Source organism: Variovorax gossypii, assembly GCF_003965815.1.
GTDB lineage: Bacteria > Pseudomonadota > Gammaproteobacteria > Burkholderiales > Burkholderiaceae_C > Variovorax > Variovorax gossypii.
On sequence record NZ_RXOE01000001.1, the window covers coordinates 862,442 to 883,691 of the forward strand.

General features: G+C 66.8%; 23 protein-coding genes. 4 read left to right on the plus strand and 19 right to left on the minus strand.

Annotation, left to right across the window (positions count from 1 at the left end):
• Nucleotides 1-17 precede the first annotated feature (17 nt).
• A complete protein-coding gene (locus EJP69_RS03930; RefSeq protein WP_093302779.1) occupies nt 18-572 on the minus strand; it encodes an NADPH-dependent FMN reductase in 555 nt (184 codons plus the stop codon).
• Nucleotides 573-721: 149 nt separating this feature from the next.
• Here EJP69_RS03930 and solA point away from each other — a divergent pair, with 149 nt between their 5' ends.
• From solA to EJP69_RS03945, 3 genes are all read left to right on the plus strand, one after another.
• Nucleotides 722-1,939 (plus strand): N-methyl-L-tryptophan oxidase, encoded by a 1,218-nt coding sequence (solA, locus tag EJP69_RS03935; protein ID WP_126468782.1) that lies wholly within the window; start codon nt 722-724, stop codon nt 1,937-1,939.
• 71 nt (nt 1,940-2,010) lie between these two features.
• Nucleotides 2,011-2,952 carry a 2-dehydropantoate 2-reductase gene (panE, locus tag EJP69_RS03940; protein WP_126468783.1) on the plus strand — a complete coding sequence of 314 codons (942 nt, stop codon included), beginning with the start codon at nt 2,011-2,013 and terminating at the stop codon, nt 2,950-2,952.
• A gap of 7 nt (nt 2,953-2,959) precedes the next feature.
• Nucleotides 2,960-3,628 (plus strand): aspartate/glutamate racemase family protein, encoded by a 669-nt coding sequence (locus EJP69_RS03945; RefSeq protein WP_126468784.1) that lies wholly within the window; start codon nt 2,960-2,962, stop codon nt 3,626-3,628.
• Here EJP69_RS03945 and EJP69_RS03950 read toward each other — a convergent pair.
• On the minus strand, nt 3,615-4,973 hold the full coding sequence (locus tag EJP69_RS03950; protein ID WP_126468785.1) for an NAD(P)/FAD-dependent oxidoreductase: 1,359 nt from the start codon (nt 4,971-4,973) through the stop codon (nt 3,615-3,617). The genes EJP69_RS03945 and EJP69_RS03950 overlap by 14 nt on opposite strands.
• Before the next feature lie 118 nt (nt 4,974-5,091).
• Here EJP69_RS03950 and EJP69_RS03955 point away from each other — a divergent pair, with 118 nt between their 5' ends.
• On the plus strand, nt 5,092-6,093 hold the full coding sequence (locus EJP69_RS03955) for an alpha/beta hydrolase family protein (RefSeq protein WP_126468786.1): 1,002 nt from the start codon (nt 5,092-5,094) through the stop codon (nt 6,091-6,093).
• A 16-nt stretch (nt 6,094-6,109) separates the two neighbouring features.
• Here the strand turns inward: EJP69_RS03955 and EJP69_RS03960 are convergent, their stop codons facing one another.
• The 17 genes from EJP69_RS03960 to EJP69_RS04040 all read right to left on the minus strand — a co-directional run bounded on the left by EJP69_RS03960 (nt 6,110) and on the right by EJP69_RS04040 (nt 21,249).
• The gene (locus EJP69_RS03960; protein WP_240652072.1) at nt 6,110-8,029 is read right to left on the minus strand and encodes a family 2A encapsulin nanocompartment cargo protein cysteine desulfurase; all 1,920 of its coding nucleotides are present in this window, start codon (nt 8,027-8,029) and stop codon (nt 6,110-6,112) included.
• A 69-nt stretch (nt 8,030-8,098) separates the two neighbouring features.
• Nucleotides 8,099-9,031, minus strand: coding sequence for a family 2A encapsulin nanocompartment shell protein (locus EJP69_RS03965; RefSeq protein WP_093195395.1), 933 nt, complete (start codon nt 9,029-9,031; stop codon nt 8,099-8,101).
• Between the two features lie 63 nt (nt 9,032-9,094).
• The gene (locus EJP69_RS03970) at nt 9,095-9,364 is read right to left on the minus strand and encodes a helix-turn-helix domain-containing protein (protein WP_093195396.1); all 270 of its coding nucleotides are present in this window, start codon (nt 9,362-9,364) and stop codon (nt 9,095-9,097) included.
• On the minus strand, nt 9,361-10,278 hold the full coding sequence (epsC, locus tag EJP69_RS03975; protein WP_093195397.1) for a serine O-acetyltransferase EpsC: 918 nt from the start codon (nt 10,276-10,278) through the stop codon (nt 9,361-9,363). Before epsC ends, EJP69_RS03970 begins: the two co-directional genes overlap by 4 nt.
• A 37-nt stretch (nt 10,279-10,315) precedes the next feature.
• The gene (locus EJP69_RS03980) at nt 10,316-10,801 is read right to left on the minus strand and encodes a rhodanese-like domain-containing protein (RefSeq protein WP_093195398.1); all 486 of its coding nucleotides are present in this window, start codon (nt 10,799-10,801) and stop codon (nt 10,316-10,318) included.
• Nucleotides 10,802-10,931: 130 nt separating this feature from the next.
• A complete protein-coding gene (locus EJP69_RS03985) occupies nt 10,932-11,888 on the minus strand; it encodes a TauD/TfdA dioxygenase family protein (RefSeq protein ID WP_126468787.1) in 957 nt (318 codons plus the stop codon).
• A gap of 165 nt (nt 11,889-12,053) precedes the next feature.
• Entirely contained in the window at nt 12,054-12,620 is a 567-nt protein-coding gene (locus EJP69_RS03990; RefSeq protein ID WP_126468788.1) for a hypothetical protein, read from the minus strand.
• Between the two features lie 10 nt (nt 12,621-12,630).
• Nucleotides 12,631-13,194: a hypothetical protein gene (locus EJP69_RS03995; RefSeq protein ID WP_420824198.1), complete on the minus strand. Its 564-nt coding sequence runs from the start codon at nt 13,192-13,194 to the stop codon at nt 12,631-12,633.
• A complete protein-coding gene (locus EJP69_RS04000; RefSeq protein WP_126468789.1) occupies nt 13,191-13,856 on the minus strand; it encodes a peptidoglycan recognition protein family protein in 666 nt (221 codons plus the stop codon). Before EJP69_RS04000 ends, EJP69_RS03995 begins: the two co-directional genes overlap by 4 nt.
• A 259-nt stretch (nt 13,857-14,115) precedes the next feature.
• Complete coding sequence (locus EJP69_RS04005; protein WP_007829250.1) at nt 14,116-14,331, minus strand: TOBE domain-containing protein; 216 nt, start codon at nt 14,329-14,331, stop codon at nt 14,116-14,118.
• 57 nt (nt 14,332-14,388) lie between these two features.
• Nucleotides 14,389-14,985: a malonic semialdehyde reductase gene (locus EJP69_RS04010; RefSeq protein WP_093195403.1), complete on the minus strand. Its 597-nt coding sequence runs from the start codon at nt 14,983-14,985 to the stop codon at nt 14,389-14,391.
• Between the two features lie 115 nt (nt 14,986-15,100).
• Nucleotides 15,101-16,384 carry an O-acetylhomoserine aminocarboxypropyltransferase/cysteine synthase family protein gene (locus EJP69_RS04015; RefSeq protein WP_126468790.1) on the minus strand — a complete coding sequence of 428 codons (1,284 nt, stop codon included), beginning with the start codon at nt 16,382-16,384 and terminating at the stop codon, nt 15,101-15,103.
• A gap of 40 nt (nt 16,385-16,424) precedes the next feature.
• Nucleotides 16,425-17,267 (minus strand): ATP-binding cassette domain-containing protein, encoded by an 843-nt coding sequence (locus EJP69_RS04020; protein WP_093195405.1) that lies wholly within the window; start codon nt 17,265-17,267, stop codon nt 16,425-16,427.
• 7 nt (nt 17,268-17,274) lie between these two features.
• A complete protein-coding gene (locus EJP69_RS04025) occupies nt 17,275-18,252 on the minus strand; it encodes an aliphatic sulfonate ABC transporter substrate-binding protein (protein ID WP_126468791.1) in 978 nt (325 codons plus the stop codon).
• Nucleotides 18,253-18,262: 10 nt separating this feature from the next.
• Nucleotides 18,263-19,111: an aliphatic sulfonate ABC transporter permease SsuC gene (gene ssuC, locus EJP69_RS04030; protein WP_093195407.1), complete on the minus strand. Its 849-nt coding sequence runs from the start codon at nt 19,109-19,111 to the stop codon at nt 18,263-18,265.
• A 9-nt stretch (nt 19,112-19,120) separates the two neighbouring features.
• The gene (ssuD, locus tag EJP69_RS04035) at nt 19,121-20,290 is read right to left on the minus strand and encodes an FMNH2-dependent alkanesulfonate monooxygenase (protein WP_126468792.1); all 1,170 of its coding nucleotides are present in this window, start codon (nt 20,288-20,290) and stop codon (nt 19,121-19,123) included.
• Nucleotides 20,290-21,249, minus strand: a complete 960-nt coding sequence (locus EJP69_RS04040) for a sulfonate ABC transporter substrate-binding protein (RefSeq protein ID WP_126468793.1) — start codon at nt 21,247-21,249, stop codon at nt 20,290-20,292. The genes ssuD and EJP69_RS04040 overlap by 1 nt, the downstream gene beginning before the upstream one ends.
• Nucleotide 21,250: the final 1 nt, after the last annotated feature.

A 21,250-nucleotide genomic window follows, 5' to 3' on the forward strand; every position in this document is an offset into this window, starting at 1 on the left:
GGTCGAACCGGGTTCGGTCAGGCAGCGTGGCTCTTCACCCAGGCCACGTACTTGTCCATCCAGCCCTGCAGGAACTTCTTCGAGCCTTCGTTGCCGATGTGGCCCTTGTCGTCGAACAGGTCTTCCTTGGCCTGCAGGAACACTTCGGGCGCGCCCAGCGTAGGCACGTCGAGATACGCCAGGATGTTGCGCAGGTGCTGCTGCGCCAGCGCGGTGCCGATGGCACCGACCGAGATGCCGACCACGCCGGCCGGCTTGCCCGCCCAGGCGCTCTGGCCGTAGGGGCGCGAGGCATGATCGATGGCGTTCTTCAGCACGCCGGGAATGGAACGGTTGTATTCGGGCGTAACGAACAGCAGGCCGTCGGCCGCCGCGATCTCCGTCTTCAGGCGCTTCACGGATGCAGCCTGGTTGCCGTCGTCGTCCTGGTTGTACAGCGGCAGGTCGTCGATGCGCAGGGTTTCGAAGGTGAAGTCCGAGGGCGCGAGGTGCGCCAGCGCGAGGGCCAGCTTGTGGTTGTAGGAATCCTTGCGCAGGCTGCCGACGATGACGGCGATGCGGGTCTGGGCCATGGGTGAAGCTCCTTTGATGAGGGGTCGGAAATGACGAACGCGATTATGCGAAGCGCCCAAGACCTTTTCTGGAAAAGTTCATGCGGCCCCGGGCGAACGGCGGCAAGATGTTGTGCTCCTCCAACCTCATCGAAGCGCAGGACGCATCAGTGATTCAGTCATCCTCCCACTACGACGTCATCGTCGTCGGCTTGGGCGCGCTCGGCGCCGCCACGCTCTACCAGCTCTCGCAGCGCGGCGCGCGCGTGCTGGGCATCGACCAGTTCTCCCCGCCGCACGATCAGGGCTCCTCGCACGGCGACTCGCGCATCACGCGGCTGGCCATCGGCGAAGGCGACGAATATGTGCCCTTCGTGCAGCGCTCGCACGCCATCTGGCGCGAGCTCGAGTCGCGCACCGGCAAGCCGCTCATGACCACCACCGGCGGCCTGATCCTCGCGCCGCGCGACCGCGTCGCCGAGCACCACGGCAAATCGGACTTCGTGCGCCGCACCATCGCCTGCGCCGAGCGCTTCGGCATCGCGCACGAGGTGCTCGACGCGGCCGGCATCCGCGCGCGCTTTCCGCAGTTCAACCTGCAGGGCGACGAGATCGGCTACTTCGAGCACGAGGCCGGCTTCGTGCGGCCCGAGGACGCCATCGACGCCCAACTGGCCGTGGCCCGCGATTCGGGCGCGCAGACACGCACCGGCGAGCGCGTGGAGGCCGTCGAGCCCGTGGGCAACGGCGACACGCTGCGCGTGCGCACCGCCACCGCGAGCTTCACGGCCGACCGCGTCGTCGTCGCGGCCGGCGCATGGCTGCCGGCCTTCCTGGGCGCGCAGGCCCGGACCGACTGGCAGGCCGATTTCTCCGTGCACCGCCAGGTCATGCACTGGTTCGACACCGGCAGTGCCACCGCCGACTTCGCGCCCGGGCGCTTCCCCATCTTCATCTGGATGTTCGGCGACGGGCCGGAAGACTACATGTACGGTTTCCCCGCCTCCGATGCGTCGCAGCCCGCGCTCAAGGTCGCGACCGAACAGTACGTGGCCGCCACCACGCCCGACACCATCGACCGCAGCGTGAGCGCGGAAGAAAGCGCCGCCATGTACCGAGAACGCGTGGCCGGCCGCTTCCCGCAGATCGGCGGTCGCGCAGTGAAGGCCCGCGCCTGCATGTACACCGTGACGCCCGATCGCCGCTTCGTGATCGACGCGCTCGACGGCATGCCCAACCTGCTCGTCGTCTCGGCCTGCTCGGGCCATGGCTTCAAGCACTCGGCCGGGCTGGGCGACGCCATCGCGGATCATGTGCTGGGCCGCGAGAGCACGCTCGACCTCTCGCCCTTTGCCCGCCGGCGGCTGCTGGAGAAGGTGCCGGCCTGAAGCACGCGCCGTCGATCCCGGGCATCATCGCTGCCGATCTTTTTCACTGTCGGATACAGGAGCGAATCGCGATGAGATTTCTGGTGGTGGGTGCCGGCGCACTCGGTGGTTATTTCGGCGGCCGTCTGCTGGAGGCGGGACGCGACGTCACCTTCCTGCTTCGCCCGCGCCGCGCGGCACAGCTCGCGAAGACCGGACTGGTGGTGCAGAGCCCCTTCGGCAACCTGAACCTGCCCGCCCCCAGGCACGTACTCGCCGACAACATCGACGGCCCCTACGACGTGATCGTGGTCGGCAGCAAGGCCTACGACCTCGACTCCACGATGGACTCGTTCGCGCCGGCCGTCGGCCCCGACACCGTGATCCTGCCTTTGCTCAACGGCATGAGCCACATCGACCGGCTGGCCGAACGCTTCGGCGCCGAACGCGTGCTGGGCGGCCTGTGCATGATCTCCGCCACCCTCGACGACGAAGGCCGCGTGCTGCACCTCAACGACATGCACGGCCTGAGCTTCGGCGAGCGCGCGGGCGGCCGCTCGGCCCGCGTCGATGCCATCGCCGCGCAGTTCGCCGGCGCGAAGTTCGACGCCACTGCCAGCGAGAACATCGCGCAGGACATGTGGGAGAAATGGGTCTTCATCGCCTCGGCGGCCGGCCTCACCAGCCTGATGCACGCATCCATCGGCGACATCGTGGCCGCCGGCGGACAGGACGTGGCGCTCTCGATCTTCGACGAGTGCTGCGCCATCGCCGCCCACAACGGCTTTGCCCCGCGCGCCGCCGCCGTGCAACGCGGCCGCGCCATCATCACGGCCGCCGGCTCGCCGATGACGGCGTCGATGTACAAGGACATGGCGCGCGGCGCGGCGGTCGAAGCCGATCACATCGTCGGCGACCTGCTGGGCCGGGCCGCTCCAGGCAACGCGGCCGTGCCCACCGTGCTGCGCACCGCCTACGTCCATCTGAAGGCCTACGAGGCACGTCGCGCACGCGAGACTGCCGCCTCTGCCTGACGCAGTCGTGAGAGAAGCGCTGGCCTTCCTGCACACGGCGCAGGTGCACGTGCCGACCTTCGAGCGGCTGGTGGGCGCGATCGCACCCGGGCTGCCCGTGCGGCACGTCGTGCGTGAAGACCTGCTGGCCGATGCACGCATCGCCGGCGTCGACGACGCCGGGCTCGTCGCCCGCGTCCACGAGGCCATGCGCGAAGCCGCCTCGGGCGGCGCGAGCGTCGTGGTGTGCACCTGCTCGACCATCGGCGCCATCGCCGAACGCACGCCCACCGGCGACGCATTCAGGGCGCTGCGCATCGACCGGGCCATGGCCGACCGCGCAGTGCGCGCGGGCCCGCGCGTGCTGATCGTCGCGGCGCTCGAAAGCACGCTGGCGCCGACCCGGGCACTGATTCTTTCCGCCGCCCGGGAAGCCGGCGTCGACGTGCAGCCCGCCATGCTGCTCGTCGAAGAGGCATGGCGGCATTTCGAGGCCGGGAACAACGCGCTCTACATCGAGACGCTGGCTTTCTCGATCCGCGCGGCGGCGAAGGCGGCCGACGTCGTGGTGCTGGCCCAGGCCTCGATGGCTCCCGTGGCCGACAGGCTCGCCGACCTAGGCATCGACGTGCTCAGCAGCCCTGCTCCGGGCACCGCGCACGCGGCTTCACTGGTGCGGGTGCTCAGTCCGACTTGAGGATGGTCTCGCCCTTCAGCATCCCCATGTCGCGGATGTTGAAGCGATGCCGCTTCCAGCCTTCCCAGGTGCGACGCATGTTGCCGATGGAGATGAGGTAGTACAGCACCTTGAACATGCCGATCGGCCCGCGCGACGGCGTGCCGCGGTAGATGTCGCCGGCCAGCAGCGTCATCAGCCCTTCCTTCACGCGGAACGGGTTGCCCGGGTGCATGAACATGTCGCGGATGGTGGGGTTGGTCACGCGGTAGATGAACCACGAGTACTCGCGCGGCCCCTTGCGCATCATGGCCTCGAAGCCCTTGCGCGCGGCCGCCAGCCCGGCCGGCCGGTCGAGCGCGGTCGCCACCAGCTCGGCGCCGTCGAAGGCGCTGTGCATCGCGAGGTACACGCCCGAGGAGAACATCGGGTCGATGAAGGTGAAGGCGTCGCCCAGCATCAGGTAGCGGTCGCCCGTGGCGTGCGTGCTGGAGTACGAGAAGTTGCCGGTGGCGTGCACCGCGTCGTCGACCAGCGTGGCGTTCTTCAGGCGATCGACCAGCACCGGGCAGGTGGCGATGGTGTCGTAGAAGAACTCCTTCAACGGCTTGTCGCGCGTCTTCAGGTAGTACGGCCAGCACACTGCGCCCACGCTGGTGGTGCCGTCGGCCAGCGGAATGAACCAGAACCATCCGTGAGGAAACCAGCAGATGCTGATGTTGCCTTCCTTCTTGCCCTCCAGCCGCTCGGCGTTGGTGAAGTGGCCGAAGAGCGCGGTGCTGTTGTGGTCGGGGTTCTTTTCCTTGCAGCGGAATTTGTTGGCCAGCAGCGTGTCGCGGCCGGTGGCGTCGACCACGAAGCGGGCGCGCCAGCTGCGGCGCGCGCCGTCATCCATCTCGGCCTTGACCGTGGCGCCTTCGGCGTCGAAGGCCACGTCGCGCACCTTGCAGCCCTCGATGGCCTGCGCGCCGCAGGTGGCCGCGTTGCGAAACAGGAGTTCGTCGAGCTCCGAACGGCGCACCTGCCAGGCGGAGTCGAGCGACTTGTCCAGGCCCTCGGCGAAGTCGACATAGCTGCGGTGCTCGTGCTCGGGCGAGACGAACTCGATGCCGAACTTGGGCATGCCGATCTTCTCGACCTGGTCGCGCACGCCGAGCTTCTCGAACAGCTCCACGTTCGCGGGCAGCAGCGATTCGCCGATGTGAAAGCGCGGGTGGTGCGCCTTCTCGAGCAGCACCACCTTGCGGCCCTGCCGTGCCAGCAGCGCGGCGACGGTCGATCCGGCGGGGCCTCCGCCGACGACCAGCACGTCGCAGGATTCGTCGGCGGCCTGAGGCGCGGAGGAAGAAGCTTGGGACAAGGACATTCGAAGGCGAGCAACAATGTTTTGACAGTCGTAGAGCATAGCGCGCTGCCTCCCGGTCCCCGCGAACACCGCAAAGTCTGCTAAGCGGCCCGCGGCGAAGAGCAGCACACTGCCGCGCATGAGCCTCCTTCGCACCATCTGCCTCGCCGCCGCCTGCCTCACGGCCGCGCTCGCCCAGGCCGCCGGCTTCAGCACCATCGAGATTCCCGCCGACCGCGAGGGCCCGGCGATGCAGGGTGCCGTGTGGACGCCCTGCGCTGCGCCCGCTGGAGATATCAAGCTCGGCCGCACCACGATCCAGGGAGTGCGGGACTGCCCGCTCCCGCCAGGAGCCGCCCGCTTGCCGCTGATCGTGATCTCGCACGGCTACGGCGGCTCCTTCCTCGGCCATCACGACACGGCGCAGGCGCTTGCGGACGCGGGCTTCATCGTCGCTGCCATCAGCCATTCGCAAGACAACTTCCAGCTCCGCGGCGGCCCGGACGACAAGATCGTCGCGCTGGCGACGCGAACCGCCGACATCAAGCGGCTGATCGACCACATGCTCCAGAAGTGGCCCGCGCACGGCAGGATCGCGGCCAACCAGATCGGCTTCTACGGTTTTTCGAGGGGCGGCTACACGGGCCTCGTGCTCGCGGGAGCGCGTCCGGACTTCGAACGGTTGCCGCCACTGCCTTCATCCCCGTGCGCAACGGCGCCCGAAGGCAAGGCATGCGAATGGGTGAAGCAGGGCTTCCAGGAACTGCTCGCCACGCCACTGACGCACGACGCCCGCATCAAGGTCGCCGTGATCGCCGATCCAGTCAGCATGCTTTTCGACACCCAGGGCCTGAAGAACGTGAAGATCCCGATCGAGCTCTGGGCCTCGGCCTACGGCGGCGACGGCGTCACGCCAGAGAGCGTCGCCGCGGTCCGCCGCAACCTGCCCGTGGCGCCCGAATGGCATGTGGCCGAGAAGGCCGAGCACTTCGGCTTTCTCGCGCCATGCTCGCAGGCTCAGATCGAGGCCAAGGTCGAGATCTGCCGCGACGCGCCCGGCTTCGACCGCACGGCCTTCCACAAGGCATTCAACGCCGAGGTGACGGCCTTCTTCGACCGCCACCTCGCGCCGAAGCACTGACTGCCCCAGCCCGGCTTCAGCCCGCGCGGCGTTGCGACGCCAGCCGTCGCACCACAGCCACCAGCCGGTCGACTTCGTCGAAGGTGTTGTAGAAGGCCAGCGAAGGCCGCACCGTGGTCTCGACGCCGAAGCGGCGCAGGATCGGCTGCGCGCAGTGGTGGCCCGTGCGCACCGCGATGCCCTCCTCGTTCAGCGCCTGCCCCACCTCCTCGGTGGTGTAGCCGTCGAGCACGAAGGACATCACGCTGGCCTTGTCGGCCGCCGTGCCGATCAGCCGCACGCCCGGAATCGCGCCGAGCTGCGCCATGCCGTAGACGAGCAGGTCGTGCTCGTAGCGCGCGATGTTCTCGATGCCGACCTTGTTGACGTAGTCGATGGCGGCGCCCAGCCCCACGGCGTCGGCGATGTTGCCGGTGCCGGCCTCGAACTTGTTCGGGATCGGCTGGAACACCGTCTTCTCGAAGGTCACGTCGGCAATCATGTTGCCGCCGCCCTGCCATGGGGGCATGTCTTCCAGCACTTCGCGCTTGCCCCACACCACGCCGATGCCGGTCGGGCCGAACACCTTGTGGCCGGAGAACACGAAGAAGTCGGCGCCGATGTCCTGCACGTCCACGCGCATGTGCGAGACCGACTGCGCGCCGTCGACCAGCGCCTTCGCGCCCGCGCGGTGCGCCAGCTCGACGATCTCCTTCACCGGCACCACCGTGCCCAGCGCGTTCGAGACCTGCGTGACGGCGACGATCTTCGTGCGGTCGTTCAGCAGCTTGCGGTATTCGTCGAGCAGCACCTGGCCCGAGTCGTCCACCGGAATCACGCGCAGCTTCGCGCCCTTGGCAGCAGCGAGCTGCTGCCACGGCACGATGTTGGCGTGGTGCTCGAGGTTCGACACGACGATCTCGTCGCCCTCGCCCACGTGCTGCCCGCCCCAGCTCTTGGCCACCAGGTTGATGGCCTCGGTGGTGCCGCGCACGAAGATCACCTCTTCCACCTCGGGCGCATTGATGAACCTGCGCACGCGCTCCCGCGCGCCTTCGTAGGCGTCGGTCGCACGCGCGGCCAGCTCGTGTGCGGCGCGGTGGATGTTCGAGTTCTCGTGCTCGTAGAAGTACGCGATGCGGTCGATGACCGACTGCGGCTTGTGCGTGGTGGCGGCGTTGTCGAACCACACCAGTTGCCTGCCGTTCACGCGCTCCTGCAGGATCGGGAAGTCGCGCCGCACGGCGTGCACGTCGAACGGCGGATGCTGGCCGCTGCCGGCCAGCGGCACGGCGTCGGGGCCGCGCGGATCGGGCTTCGCCGGCGTGACGAGGCCGCTGGGCAGCCGCACCGCGTCGACGAAGTAGAACTGGGGATTGCTCCCTCTCCCCTCTGGGGAGAGGGTTGGGGTGAGGGGCAACCCCGCACCTTGCGTCGTCCGCAGGGCCTCACCCCGGCCCTCTCCCGCAAGCGGGAGAGGGAGCAAGACCTGCGGAGGCGCAGACACGGCAGAGAGCGCGCCGGCCGGAGGATGCCCGAAAGCGTTGCTCAAGAAGTAGAACGGTGACGCGTCCGCCTGTGGTGCCGAAAGCGCACTCACCTGCTGCGGCACGCCCTGCACCGTGCCACCGGAGCGCGGCTCGAAGGCCGGCGCCACGGAGAGCACGCTGTCGGGCACACCGTTGCCTGCCACCGCATGCGGCACCAATGCCGGCGCGCGGTTCGCGAGCGAAGGCACCTGCGTGGGCGACGCCGGCACCAGGTTGGCGCCCGGGACCTGCCCCTGCGGAAACGGCGTACCCGGCACGCTGGGCCCGAAGCCGGCCGGGCTCGCGAGCGGCGAGCCCGCGGGCGCGACATTGGCCGGAAACTGCGCGCCCGGCACCAGCCCGTTCGCCACGCCGGGCACCGAATCAGGCGGCGTGCCCGGCAGTGCGGAGAACATGGCGCTGGCCATGCGCGCGAGAACCGCCGGATCGAACGGCGCGTCGCCCGGAATCGATGGAGTACTGCTGCTCACAGCGGCTTACTTGTAGGTGTCGGGATAGTCGTGGTACTTGCCGATCTCGACGTCGTCGAGCACCGCCAGCGCGTCGGTGGTCAGCACCGCGAGCGAGCAGTACAGCGAGATCAGGTAAGACGCGATCGCATGGTTGTTGATGCCCATGAAGCGCACCGACAGGCCCGGGCCCTGCTCGCCCGACAGGCCCGGCTGAAAGAGGCCCACCACGCCTTGGCGCTTGTCGCCCACGCGCAGCAGCAGGATCTTGCTCTTGCCGTCGGCCACCGGCACCTTGTTCGACGGAATCAGCGGAATGCCGCGCCAGGTGATGAACTGCGAGCCGAACAGGCTCACCGTCGGCGGCGGCGTGCCGCGGCGCGTGGCTTCGCGGCCGAAGGCGGCAATGGCCAGCGGGTGCGTGAGGAAGAAGGCGGGCTCCTTCCACACCTTGGTCAGCAGCTCGTCGAGGTCGTCGGGCGTGGGCGCGCCGGTCAGCGGGAAGATGCGCTGCTCTTCCGACACCTGGGCCAGCAGGCCGTAGTCGGGGTTGTTGATGAGCTCGCTCTCCTGGTTCTCCTTGATCGTCTCGATCGTCAGGCGCAGCTGTTCCTTGATCTGGTCGTGCGGGCTGCTGTAGAGGTCGGAGATGCGGGTGTGCACGTCGAGCACGGTGCTCACGGCATTGAGGTAGTGCTCGCGCGGGTTCTCTTCGTAGTCGACGAAGGTGCGCGGCAGCTGGTTCTCTTCTTCGCGCGAGGTGCAGGTGACCTTGATCGCTTCCGGATTCTTGACCTTGTTGACGCGGTAGATGCCCGCCTCCACCGGCACCCATTGCAGCAGGTGCGTGAGCCAGCGCGGGCTGATGGTCTCGAGTTGGGGGACTGTCTTGGTGGCATTGGCCAGCTGTCTTGCGGCGTTGTCGCCAAGGGCGGTGGTACCACCAACTGTTGCGCTCATGAATCAGGGCTCCGTGGTTGAGAAAAAAGTGGCCGCCAGTGTCCGGCGGCCACGGGTTTTCCCTCAACAGGCTATAGCCGCCAAGTTGATTCGTCGCGCAAGACGCGATTGCTCCAGTTGCTCGCAACGCATGAGCAGGCCGACCATGTTGATGCCCAGCGCGGTCGCGAGCTTCTGCGCGGTGACGATCGAAGGGATGACGCGGCCGCGCTCGACTTCGCCCACGTAGGAGCGGTTCAGATCGGAACGCTCGGCCAGCTCCTCCTGCGACCAGCCCCTGTCCTCGCGCAGCTGACGGATGGTGACGCCGAAGTCTTCCACAAACGCTTTCATGCCGCTCCTCCCGTCTTCGGTGCGTTCTGCAAACTTGCCTGCGTGACGCTCGCGCCCGGAGGCACGTCGTCGGTGATCCAAACGTTGCCGCCGATGACCGCGCCCTTGCCGAGCGTCACCCGCCCGAGGATGGTCGCGCCGGCATAGATGACCACGTCGTCCTCCACCACCGGATGCCGTGGCAGGCCCTTCTGCAGATTGCCTTCGGTGTCGGTCGGAAAGCGCTTGGCCCCCAGCGTGACGGCCTGGTACAGCCGCACGCGCTTGCCGATGACGGCAGTCTCGCCGATCACGACGCCCGTGCCGTGGTCGATGAAGAAGCCCGCGTCGATCTGTGCGCCCGGGTGGATGTCGATGCCGGTCTGCGCATGCGCCAGCTCGGCCACGATGCGCGCCAGCAGCGGCAGTCCGAGCTTGTAGAGCTCGTGCGCGAGGCGGTGATGAATCATCGCGAGCACGCCGGGGTAGCACAGCAGCACTTCGTCGACGCTGCGCGCGGCCGGGTCGCCCTGGTAGGCGGCGAGCACGTCGCTGTCGAGCAGGCGGCGCAGGCCGGGCAGCGCGTTCGCGAAGCGGCGCACGGCCTCGGTGGCGGTGTCGTCGATCTCGCTCGCGGGGCGCGGCTCGTGGCGCGCGTTGAAGTTCAGCTCAAGCCGCGCCTGCACCAGCAGCGCCTGCAGGGCAGCGTCGAGCGTGTGGCCGACATAGAAATCCTCGCTCTCGTGGCGCAGGTCCGGCGGGCCGAGCCGCATCGGAAAGAGCGCCCCCTTCAGCGACTCGACGATCTGCGTGAGCGCGTCGCGCGACGGAAACTCGCGGGCGCCGGGCTCTCGCGAGCGGCGCTGCGAGTCGCGCCATTCGTCGCGCACGCCATGCAGCGCGCGCACGATGTCGCTTACCTCGAAATGGGCCATGTATGTTTTCTCCCGGGAACGTCTTGTAGGGGTGTGCTCAGTCCTGCACCCACGGCAGCCTGTGGAAGCGCCAGCCGTCGGCGACGCCGCGGTGCTGGTGCTCGTCGATCTCGCCCTCGAAACCTTCGAGGACATTGAAGACGTTCGTGAAGCCGGCCTTCGCCGCCGCTTCGGCTGCCAGCGCGGAGCGCTTGCCGCTGCGGCACAGCAGGAGCACGACGGCTTCCTTGCCGCCGTCCTTGGCCAGCTTTGCCTCGAGTTCGCGCACGAAGCGCGGATTGCGCGTGAGCGCCGTGCCAGTGGCCCAGGCCACGTGCTGGCTGCCGGGCACATGGCCGACGAACTTGCGCTCTTCACCGGAACGCACGTCGACCAGCACGGCCTGGCCCTTCTGCACCAGTTCCCAGGCCACCGGCGGCCTGACGCCACCGGCATAGGGCAGATCGTTCTCGGCGGCGGACGCGCGCGCCTGTTCCAGTGCTTCGGGCAAGGCGATGACTTCTTCTTCAACTTCCACTGACATGCTGTGAGGCTCCTGTTGTGCGTTGGATACGCCTTTGATGGCGATAACCATCACTGTAGGAGCCGGGCGCCGAAGCTCAAACAACTGAAAAGTCGATTCCTAACAACCATCCGATCTATAGAAGAAGGGCTCAGGCAGCCTCTCCGGCGGCCTCCGCGGCGCGCACGGCCGGGGCGGTCAGGTCCACGCTCCTTGTTCCGTCCACGCCGTACGGCACGTCACCAGCGATGGTCACGCGGCGCACCACGCGGTGCTGGTCGCCGTAGTCGTTGATCGCGTAGTGCTGGGTGGCCCGGTTGTCCCAGATCGCCACGTCGCCCTGGGTCCAGCGCCAGCGCACCGTGTTCTCGAGGCGGTGCACGTGGCTTTGCAGCACGCTCAGCAGATGGCCGGAGTCCTGCGTGGAATGACCCGCCAGCCGCTTTACGAAGTGGCCCAGCACCAGGCTGCGCTCGCCGGTCTCGGGATGCACGCGCACCACCGGATGCTCGGCCTCCAGCAGGCGGCGTGTGAACACGTTCCTGTAGCGCCTGGTGCCCTCCTCGTCGAGATCGGAGGGCGAGCGCGAGGCGGCATAGTCGTAGTCGTTGCCATGGATGGCACGCAGGCGGTCGGCCAGCGCCTTGAGGTCGTCCGAAAGGCTCTCGTAAGCCGCCACCGTGTTGGCCCAGACCGTATCGCCGCCATAGGCCGGGATCACCACCGCGCGCAGGATCGACACCTGCGGATAGGCAACCTCGAAGGTCACGTCGGTATGCCACGAATTGGCGCGGCCGCCATGGCGCGAGTCGAGCTCCAGCAGCCGCGTACCGTCCCTCGAAGGCACGGTCGGATGTGGCACCAACTCGCCCCACAGGCGCCCGAAGGCCTCCTGCTGGGCGTCGTCGAGATGCTGCTGGCCGCGGAAGAAGAGCACCTTGTGTTTGAGCAGTGCAGCCTTGATGGCACCGAATACCTCGGGCTGCAGCGCACCCGAGAGGCGCACGCCGCGCACCTCGGCGCCGATGTGGCCGGCCTGGCGGACTATGTCGAGTTCGTGGCCCTGCGCGTGCTGCACGGGGGCTGCGGAAGAAAGAATGGCGCTCATCGGAGGTCCTTTTTCGGGGGGATCCGGAAGATTCTGCGAGGCGCCTGGTGGGGGAGGAAGGAAGGTGTTTGCAGTTTCTAATGCGTGGGCCGACTAAGCGGGCCTCCCATGGAGAACTGACAAAAGAAAACCCGCCGTAGCGGGTTATCGGGTCAGGTTGGCCTGTCAGGGCTTGTCGCGCTCGTCTCGCACCCTCTTCAGCCGAAACTCCGCTTCGCTGGCGGAGAGTCGCCCTTCTGCGACCAGCTTCTTTAGCCTTCGCTCATCCGCGCGGTTCAGCGCGTCTTTCAGGAGAGCCATCTTGCGCTCCCCGCAGGGAGCGCATTCGTAGAAGCTCGTCGGACTTTCTGTGAGCTTCATCTGTCCGTCGTACTCAAGAGCGAGAGTTCGTCCATTGGGTTCGATACCCATGGCGAGGCTCTTCCCATTCTTGAACGTGACAGTTGCACTTCCTTCGCACCCTGTGGTCTCCATCCTTTCAGGGTCGTAGGCACTACGCGAAACCCGGCGCATATGCCGCAAGGCAAAAAGAACGTCCGCCTCCGTCAGCACGACGTCATCGCAGTTCAGAAAGTCCTTGTTCTCCCAAGCGGTCCGACCCGAAGGGGCGGTGACCTCCACCTTTTGCACATAGGAAATGGGATATCGCTTATCAGCAGCCTCTGCCGATAATGTCGAGACGAAAAGCAGTGACGCCGCCAGCGCGCAGGTCCATGATGTCGGTGTGCGCATGATGAAGGTGTCAGGGTTTGTTGCCTTCGGTCCGTGCCTTTCTGAGCCGGACTTCCGCCTCGCCAGGAGGAATCTTTCCTTCCGCCTCAAATCGCTTCAGCCGTCGCTCATCTGCGCGATACAAGGCATCTTTCAGAAGAGCCATCTTGCGCTTCCTGCAAGGGTCACACTCGTAGAAATTCGGCGGACTCGCCGTGGGCTTCATTCCTGCGTAGAACTCTCCTGTGCTGATTCGACCGTTTGGCTCAATCCCCATGGCAAGGATCTTTCCGTTCTTGAAAGTAACGATCGCCTCTCCTTCACACCCTGTGGTATCCGTATTTTCGGGATCGTAGGCCCTCCAGGAAACCCTTCGCATATGCCGCAACGCATAGCGGACATCCTCATCCGTCAGCACGACGTCGTCGCAGCTCAGAAAGTCTTTTCTCTCCCAGGAGGTTCGACCCGAAGGATCCGTGATTTCTATCTTCTGTACATAGGCAATGGGGTATCGCCTGTCAGCAGCTTCTACCGAAACCGCAGTCGCACCAAGGATCAGCGCCGCTGCAGTCATGAAAGTGAATTTTTTTCTCATGGTGTTGGTACAGGCAACGTCCAAATCGCGCCTTCCGCCTCTGTCGGATTCTTTCGGCTCACTACTGGATGACGAAATACTTCACCCTCGGCGATCTGCATCGAATCCTGAAGCACACGGACAAGCCACGAAAGAGATTGATTCTGCGCCGGGGTAGGCGCGTCGTATATGCCATGTATTCCGCGAATTTTTTCAATGGGAAACTTTAGTTGTTTTGTAGGTGGTTTGAATCCCACCGGCAACCTGGCTCTGCCGACCATTTCTATCCCAACAGCCTCCATGTTGCTCGGATACCGATCAGCAGGAGCCTTGAGCATCTCCATGCGATGCATCGCTGTTGGCTCCACCTTTTCGGGAAAGTCACTCAAACTGCACTTTTTCATCACCAGACATCGCGCCTGCAACGGCCCCACATGATTCGTCCTCTGATAAATCGCCGCCGTCTGATAGATCGTCCCATCCTTGTCGATGAGAAAGTGCGCCCCGTTCGCCTTCGGCCGCTTGTAGCTGTTCAATGAAGACGCCGAAGTATCGGCGTCCGTCTGGTGCACCACGATGCCGGTGATTGCCCCGGCCCTCTTCCCTCGCTCGATCTGCAGACTGCGGGCATGCCTCACTCGCGCGTGGCTGATCATTCCATGTTCGTCAATTTCAACGAGCATGCGGTTCCTCCCTGAAGTGTTTGATTGAATGCATTCGCGAACTCGTGGCCACGCATCGATGTGCGAAACACGACTTCGCGGCGCATGCTATGGCGACGACTTCAAAGGAGATTCAGGTCTTTAAAAGATTTGATTGATTTCCAAAATTCAGCACAGTCGATGAATTCGCGCCCTGTAAACCGCTGAAAACACGGGCGCCAGAAAAGAAAAAACCCGGCGCCATTACAGCGCCGGGTCGTCGCAGATGCCCGAGGGTCCGTCAGAGCTTCGCGATCGAAACCTCGGTCGACTTGACGAGTGCGACCACGTCGGAGCCCACCTTCAACTGCAGCTCGTCGACCGAGCGCGTGGTGATGACCGAGGTGACGATGCCCCAGGCGGTTTCGACATCGACTTCGGAAACGACGTCGCCGCGGATGATTTCGCGGACCTTGCCCTTGAACTGGTTGCGTACGTTGATGGCTTGGATGGACATGATGGGTTCTCTTTCAGGTTGAGGGAATTCGTTGAGGAAAAGCACAGCAGACGCCGATCAGACGATCTCGGCGACGTCGTCGAACGCCAGCCTCGGACCACGCTCGAAGGTGCCCGCGTGGTCGGCCACGCCGAGGTTGACGAGGAAGTTCGCGCGATAGCGTCCGTCGGGGAAGAAGGCCTTGTCGACCAGGTCGGCGTTGAAGCCCGACTGCGGGCCGGCGTCGAGGCCGAGCGCCCGCGCCGCGAGGATCAGGTACGCGCCCTGCAGGCTGCTGTTGCGGAAGGCCGTGGCCTGCGCGGCTTCGGCGCTCTTCTCGAAGAAGGGCTTGGCGTCGTAGGCCGGGAACAGGCTCGGCAGGTGCTCGTAGAAGCGCGTGTCGTGCGCCACGATCACCGTGACGCCGGCAGCCAGCGTCTGCGCGGTGTTGCCCGCGGACACGGCCGGCTTCAGCTTCGCCTTGGCCTCCTCGCTGCGCACGAACACGTAGCGCGCCGGCTGGGCGTTGTAGGCAGTCGGGCCCCACTTGAGCAGGTCGTAGAGCTTGTGGATGACCTCGTCGGTCACGGGCACGGGCTTGAAGGCGTGCACGGTGCGGGCCTTGCGGAACAGCTGGTCCAGCGCGGCTTCGGGAATGGCTTGCAGTGTGGTCATCGGGTTCTCTTTCTTTCGTGGAACACCGCGGAACCGGCTTTGCCGGGCCGCAGGTGTTGTCCCCGGAAGGGGGTTGGCGAAGCGACACGAAGTGCGCGCAGCCTGGGGGAGAGCTTCATGCTGCGGCGAGCGCCTGGTCGAGGTCGGCGATCAGGTCGTCGATGTGCTCGATGCCGACCGACAGGCGCACCGTGTCCTCGGTGACGCCGGCGCGGGCCAGCTCCTCGGGCGACAGCTGCCGGTGGGTGGTCGATGCCGGGTGCGTGGCCAGCGAGCGCACGTCGCCGATGTTCACGAGGCGGGTGAAGAGCTTCAGCGCATCGAGGAACTTCGCCCCACCCTCGCGACCCGAGCCGATGCCGAAGGTCAGCACGCCGCTGGCCTTGCCGCCCAGGTACTTCTTCGCGAGCGCGTGGTCGGGGTGGTCTTCGAGCGCCGCGTAGTTGACCCACTTCACCGCCTTGTGCGTCTTCAGGTGCTGCGCCACGCGCAGCGCGTTGTCGCTGATGCGGTCCACGCGCAGCGCCAGGGTCTCGATGCCCTGCAGGATCAGGAAGGCATTGAACGGCGAGATGGCCGCGCCCGTGTTGCGCAGCGGCACCACGCGCGCACGGCCGATGTAGGCGGCCGGGCCCAGCGCGTCGGTGTAGACCACGCCGTGGTAGCTCACGTCGGGCTCGTTCAGGCGCTTGAAGCGCTGCTTGTGCTCCGCCCAGGGGAACTTGCCCGAATCGACGATCGCGCCGCCGATGCTGGTGCCGTGGCCGCCCAGGTACTTGGTGAGCGAGTGCACCACGATGTCGGCACCGTGCTCGATGGGCCGGCTCAGGTAGGGCGAAGGCACGGTGTTGTCGACGATCAGCGGCACGCCGTTGCGGTGCGCGATCTCGGCGATGGCCGCGATGTCGGTCACGTTGCCGGCCGGGTTGCCAAGCGACTCGACGAACACCGCCTTGGTCCGCTCGTCGAACAGCTTCTCGAAGCTGGACGGATCGCGGTGGTCCGCGAAGCGGGTGGTGATGCCGAATTGCGGCAGCGTGTGGGCGAACAGGTTGTAGGTTCCGCCGTAGAGCGCCGTGCTGCTGACGATGTTGTCGCCGGCCTCGGCGATGGTCTGGATCGCGTAGGTCACGGCCGCCTGCCCCGAGGCCAGCGCCAGCGCGGCAATGCCGCCTTCGAGTGCGGCCACGCGCTGCTCCAGCACGTCCTGCGTCGGGTTGTTGATGCGGGTGTAGATGTTGCCCGGCACCTTCAGGTCGAACAGGTCGGCACCGTGCTGGGCGCTGTCGAAGGCATAGGCGACCGTCTGGTAGATCGGCGGCGCCACGGCGCGGGTGGTCGGGTCGGGCGAATAGCCGGCGTGCACCGACAGGGTTTCGAATTTCCAGTTCTGCGACATGCGACTGCCTTTCAAATGGGCTGATGGATGAAGAGGCTCGTCAGATCGCCCAGCGCAATGCATGCGCCGGGGTTGCGAGCCAGCTGGCGTCGGTGCTCTCCGCTTCGGTCTCTTCGGACTTCTGCAGCACCCTGTCGAGGATTCGTTTTTCGATGGCGGCGAACGCCGGGTCGCCCTGCGAGCGCGGACGGGCCAACGCGATGTTCTCGTCGAGGGCGATGCGGCCGTCCTCGATCAGGATCACGCGGTCGGCCAGCGCCACGGCTTCCTGCACGTCGTGCGTCACCAGCAGCGCGGTGAAGCGATGGCGCTGCCACAGGTTCTCGATGAGGCGATGCATCTCGATGCGCGTGAGCGCGTCGAGGGCGCCCAGCGGCTCGTCGAGCAACAGCAGGCGCGGGTGGTGCACCAGGGCGCGGGCCAGTGCCACGCGCTGGCGCTGGCCGCCCGAGAGGCGAGCCGGCCATTCGTTCTCGCGGTCGGCCAGGCCGACCTGCGCCAGCACTTCCTTGCCGCGCGCCTTGGCATCGTTCGGCAGGCCCAGCGTCACGTTGTCGAGCACGCGCCGCCATGGCAAGAGGCGCGCCTCCTGAAACATGATCCGGGTGTCGTCGTGCAGGCCGTTCACGGCCTTGCCGTCGGTGTAAAGGCCACCGGAGCTCGGCTCCTCGAGGCCCGCGATGAGCCGCAGCAGCGTGCTCTTGCCGCAGCCGCTGCGCCCGACGATGGCGATGAACTGGCCCGGCTCGATGGTCAGGCGCGTGTTGCGCAGCACCTCTCGCGCGCCGTAGCGCTTGTGCAGGTTGCGCGCCTCGAGGCGCACGCCGCCGGCAATGGCTTGCGGCTGAGCCTGGGGCTGGATGTCTTTCAGGACGGCACTCATGGTTTCTTCAGGCTCCCGGCTTGAACAGCGCCACGTTCAGCGCATCGATTTTTCTTGGCAGCAGCTTCTCGGCGAGGAAGGCATCGGCGATGCGCTGCTGCTCGCCCAGCCCCTCGGGTACCACCGGCCACACTGCGTAGCTGCGGCGGGCGTTGGCCTGCTCGATGGTCGCGGCGTCCAGCCCCCACACGGGCGACAACAGCGTGGCCGCCTCCTTCGGGTTCTGCTTGACCCACTTGCCGGTCTTCTCCAGTTCGGCGTAGACCACGCGCAGCACGTCGGGCCGCGCCTTCGCGAACTTGCTGCTCGCGAGGTAGTAGCGCTGGTACGACGCGATGCCCGCGCCGTCGGCCAGCACACGCACTTTCGACTGGCGCTGGGCCGCGGCGAGGAACGGGTCCCACACCACCCAGGCGTCGATGGCGCCCTTCTCGAACGCGGCACGGCCGTCGGCCGGCGTGAGGTAGGCGGGCTCGATGTCCTTGAACGACAGGCCGGCCTTGTCGAGCGCGGCGATCAGCAGGTAATGCGCGCCGGCCGCCTTCGCGAAGCCGACCTTCTTTCCCTTGAGGTCAGCCACGGTCCTGATGGGCGAGTCCTCGCGCACCACGATGGCCTGCGCCGACGGCGAAGGCGCCTCCTGTGCGAGGAAGGTCAGGTCGGCACCGGCCGCCTGGGCGAACACGGGCACCGTGTCGGCCACGTCGGCGCTGATGTCGAGGTTGTCGAGGTTCAGCGCCTCCAGCAGCGGCAGGCCGCTGGTGAACTCGTGCCAGCTGAGCGCGACGTTCAGCGGCGCGAGCTGCTTCTCGAGTGCGCCCTGCGCCTTCAGCACCGCGATGAGCGTCGACGACTTCTGGTAGCCGAGGCGAACGGTGACAGGCCGGCTGGCCACGCCCTGCGCGAGCACGGCGCCCGAGCCGAGCGCGGCGAGCGTCGCGATGGCGGCGCGGCGGGAGATCGATGTAGATGAAGAGTGCGTCATTGCCCTGCCCTCACTTCGCCTTCTTCTGGTAGCCGGGGTGCCAGCGCAGCCACCATTGCTCCAGGCCGCGCGCGAACAGGTCGGCCAGCTTGCCGAGCAACGCGTACAGCAGGATGCCCACCAGCACGATGTCGGTCTGCAGGAACTCGCGGGCGTTCATCGTGAGATAGCCGATGCCGGCCTGCGCCGAGATGGTTTCGGCCACGATCAGGATCACCCACATCAGGCCCAGCGAGAAGCGCAGCCCCACCAAGATCGACGACAGCGCGCCCGGCAGGATCACCTCGCGGTACAGCTGCCAGCGCGAAAGGCCGTAGGTGCGCCCCATCTCGATGAGCTGCGGATCCACGTTGCGGATGCCGTGGAAGGTGTTCAGGTAGATCGGGAAGAACACCGACACCGAGATCAAAAACAGCTTGGCCGACTCGTCGATGCCGAACCACAGGATCACCAGCGGAATCAGCGCCAGCGCCGGAATGTTGCGCACCATCTGGATGGTGGAGTCGAGCAGCGTCTCGAAGAACTTCACCGAGCCGGTCAGCAGGCCCAGCGCCAGCCCTGCTCCGCCGCCGATGGCCAGCCCCGCGAGCGCACGGCCCGCGCTGACCTTCACGTGCGTCCACAGCTCGCCGGACACGGTGAGGTTCCACGCAGCCTTGACCACGTCGATGGGCGCCGGCAGCACCCGAGTGCTGAGCCAGCCCAGCGACGACGCGATCTGCCAGAAGACGATGAGCCCGACCGGCACCAGCCACGGCACCAGCCGCTTCGCCACGTTGACGGCGAAGGCCTTGAACGCGCTGTTGCCCGCCTCCTCGGCCGGCACGACCGCCGGCAGTTCCTGAACCTGTTCAGTCATGGCGATCCTTCAGCTTTGGGAGACGAGGCGCGAAGGCGCATCGAGATTGGCGACGACCTCGCCGAAAGGTCCGCTCAGCGAGCCGCCGGCCAGCTGCGTCTTCGCCTTGCGCGAGAGCAGCGGGAACACCAACTCGGCGAAGCGATAGGCCTCCTCCAGATGCGGGTAGCCCGAGAGGATGAACTTGTCGAGCCCGAGCGCCGCGTATTCCTCGATGCGCGCCGCGACGGTCTTCGGGTCGCCGACCAGCGCCGTGCCCGCGCCACCGCGCACCAGGCCCACGCCGGCCCAGAGGTTCGGAGCAATTTCCAGCTCGGCGCGGCTGCGCTTCGCACCGCCCGCATGCAGCGCGGCCATGCGGCGCTGTCCTTCGGAGTCCATGCGCGCGAAGGCGGCCTGCGCGCGGATCACGGTCTCGTCGTCCACGCGGCTGATGAGTTCCTCTGCGGCCTTCCAGGCGGCATCTTCGGTCTCGCGCACGATCACGTGCAGGCGAATGCCGAACTCGACCTTGCGGCCATTGCGTTCCGCGCGCGCCCGCACGTCTGCGATCTTCTTCGCGACCTCGGCGGGCGGCTCGCCCCAGGTGAGGTACGCGTCGACCTGCTCGGCGGCGAGGTCGTGCGCGGCGGCCGAGGAGCCGCCGAACCACACCGGCGGATACGGCTTCTGCACCGGCGGGTACAGCAGCTTCGCGCCCTTCACGCTCAGGTGCTTGCCCTCGTAATCGAAAGCCTGCCCGCCATGGCTGCGCGCGATGATCTCGCGCCAGATGCGGATGAACTCGGCCGACTGCTCGTAGCGCGCCGCGTGGTCGAGGTACACGCCGTCACCCTCGAGTTCGGCCTGGTCGCCGCCGGTCACCAGGTTCACGAGCAGGCGCCCGCCCGAGAGCCGGTCGAAGGTCGCGGCCATGCGCGCGGCCAGGCTGGGCTGGTGCAGCCCGGGGCGCACCGCCACCAGGAACTTGAGCTTCTTCGTCGCGCCGATCAGGCTCGAAGCGATCACCCAGGGGTCTTCGCACGAACGGCCCGTCGGGATCAGCACGCCTTCGTAGCCGAGGTTGTCGGCCGCGCCGGCGATCTGCTGCAGGTAGGCCAGGTCGATGGGGCGCGCGCCCTCGGTGGTGCCGAGGTAGCGGCTGTCGCCGTGCGTGGGGAGGAACCAGAAGATCTGCATCACGCGACTCCCGCGCCGGCGGCTTCGAGCACATTGATCTTCTTCGGGATCAGCTTGAGCTCGAAGAAGGTGTCGGCGATCTTCTGCTGCTCTGCCAGGATGGCCTTGGTGATCGGCGCCGTGCCGTAGGCCGAGCGGTTCACCGACAGTTCGGCCACCGGCTTCGGAAGACCCCAGAGCGTGGCCAGCTCGCCGGCCAGGTCGCCCTTGTTGGCGGCGCCCCAGACGTCGACCTTGTTGAGCTCTTCGATCGCGATGGCCAGCACGTCGGAGTTCTTCGCCACGTAGTCGAGCGAGGAGAAGTAGTAGGCGCGGTTGCCGACCACGCCCGTGGCATCGGCCAGCACGCGCGCATCGAGCGACTTCTCGGCCGCGGCGAGGAACGGGTCCCAGATCACCCATGCATCGACCGAGCCCTTCTCGAAGGCGGCGCGCGCGTCCGCGGGCGGGAGGTAGACCAGGTTCAGGTCGGCGAACGCGAGGCCGTGCTTCTCGAACAGCTTGACGATGAAGTAGTGGACGTTCGAGCCCTTGTTGAGCGCGATCTTCTTGCCCTTGAGCTCGGCCACGGTCTTGATGGCGGAGCCCTTGGGCACCAGCACCGCCTCGGACTGCGGACGCGGCACGGTCGCGCCCACGTAGGCCAGCGGCGCGCCGGCGGCCTGCGCGAAGATGGGCGGCGCCTCGCCCACGTCGCCGAAGTCGATGGAACCGACGTTCAGCGCCTCGAGCTGCACGGGGCCGGCGGTGAACTCGGTCCACTTCACGCTCACGCCGAGCGGTGCCAGGCGCTTTTCGAGCGTGCCGCGACCCTTGAGCAGCGTGAGGTAGCCCTTCTGGTGGCCGATGCGGAACTGGCGTGCGGGCGCCTGTGCAAGTCCGGCGAACGAGGCCGGCAGCGCGATGGCGGCGGCCGCGCCCTGGATCAGGCGGCGGCGGGGAATGGAGATGCGTGTCATG

Excerpts from the sequence above, each read along its gene's own strand:
- EJP69_RS03930 (WP_093302779.1), bottom strand. The coding sequence starts at position 572 with ATGGCCCAGACCCGCATCGCCGTCATCGTCGGCAGCCTGCGCAAGGAT.
- panE (WP_126468783.1), top strand. The coding sequence starts at position 2,011 with ATGAGATTTCTGGTGGTGGGTGCCGGCGCACTCGGTGGTTATTTCGGC.
- EJP69_RS03950 (WP_126468785.1), bottom strand. The coding sequence starts at position 4,973 with ATGTCCTTGTCCCAAGCTTCTTCCTCCGCGCCTCAGGCCGCCGACGAA.
- EJP69_RS03955 (WP_126468786.1), top strand. The coding sequence starts at position 5,092 with ATGAGCCTCCTTCGCACCATCTGCCTCGCCGCCGCCTGCCTCACGGCC.
- EJP69_RS03960 (WP_240652072.1), bottom strand. The coding sequence starts at position 8,029 with ATGGCCAGCGCCATGTTCTCCGCACTGCCGGGCACGCCGCCTGATTCG.
- EJP69_RS03965 (WP_093195395.1), bottom strand. The coding sequence starts at position 9,031 with ATGAGCGCAACAGTTGGTGGTACCACCGCCCTTGGCGACAACGCCGCA.
- EJP69_RS03970 (WP_093195396.1), bottom strand. The coding sequence starts at position 9,364 with ATGAAAGCGTTTGTGGAAGACTTCGGCGTCACCATCCGTCAGCTGCGC.
- epsC (WP_093195397.1), bottom strand. The coding sequence starts at position 10,278 with ATGGCCCATTTCGAGGTAAGCGACATCGTGCGCGCGCTGCATGGCGTG.
- EJP69_RS03980 (WP_093195398.1), bottom strand. The coding sequence starts at position 10,801 with ATGTCAGTGGAAGTTGAAGAAGAAGTCATCGCCTTGCCCGAAGCACTG.
- EJP69_RS03985 (WP_126468787.1), bottom strand. The coding sequence starts at position 11,888 with ATGAGCGCCATTCTTTCTTCCGCAGCCCCCGTGCAGCACGCGCAGGGC.
- EJP69_RS03990 (WP_126468788.1), bottom strand. The coding sequence starts at position 12,620 with ATGCGCACACCGACATCATGGACCTGCGCGCTGGCGGCGTCACTGCTT.
- EJP69_RS03995 (WP_420824198.1), bottom strand. The coding sequence starts at position 13,194 with ATGAGAAAAAAATTCACTTTCATGACTGCAGCGGCGCTGATCCTTGGT.
- EJP69_RS04000 (WP_126468789.1), bottom strand. The coding sequence starts at position 13,856 with ATGCTCGTTGAAATTGACGAACATGGAATGATCAGCCACGCGCGAGTG.
- EJP69_RS04005 (WP_007829250.1), bottom strand. The coding sequence starts at position 14,331 with ATGTCCATCCAAGCCATCAACGTACGCAACCAGTTCAAGGGCAAGGTC.
- EJP69_RS04010 (WP_093195403.1), bottom strand. The coding sequence starts at position 14,985 with ATGACCACACTGCAAGCCATTCCCGAAGCCGCGCTGGACCAGCTGTTC.
- EJP69_RS04015 (WP_126468790.1), bottom strand. The coding sequence starts at position 16,384 with ATGTCGCAGAACTGGAAATTCGAAACCCTGTCGGTGCACGCCGGCTAT.
- EJP69_RS04020 (WP_093195405.1), bottom strand. The coding sequence starts at position 17,267 with ATGAGTGCCGTCCTGAAAGACATCCAGCCCCAGGCTCAGCCGCAAGCC.
- EJP69_RS04025 (WP_126468791.1), bottom strand. The coding sequence starts at position 18,252 with ATGACGCACTCTTCATCTACATCGATCTCCCGCCGCGCCGCCATCGCG.
- ssuC (WP_093195407.1), bottom strand. The coding sequence starts at position 19,111 with ATGACTGAACAGGTTCAGGAACTGCCGGCGGTCGTGCCGGCCGAGGAG.
- ssuD (WP_126468792.1), bottom strand. The coding sequence starts at position 20,290 with ATGCAGATCTTCTGGTTCCTCCCCACGCACGGCGACAGCCGCTACCTC.
- EJP69_RS04040 (WP_126468793.1), bottom strand. The coding sequence starts at position 21,249 with ATGACACGCATCTCCATTCCCCGCCGCCGCCTGATCCAGGGCGCGGCC.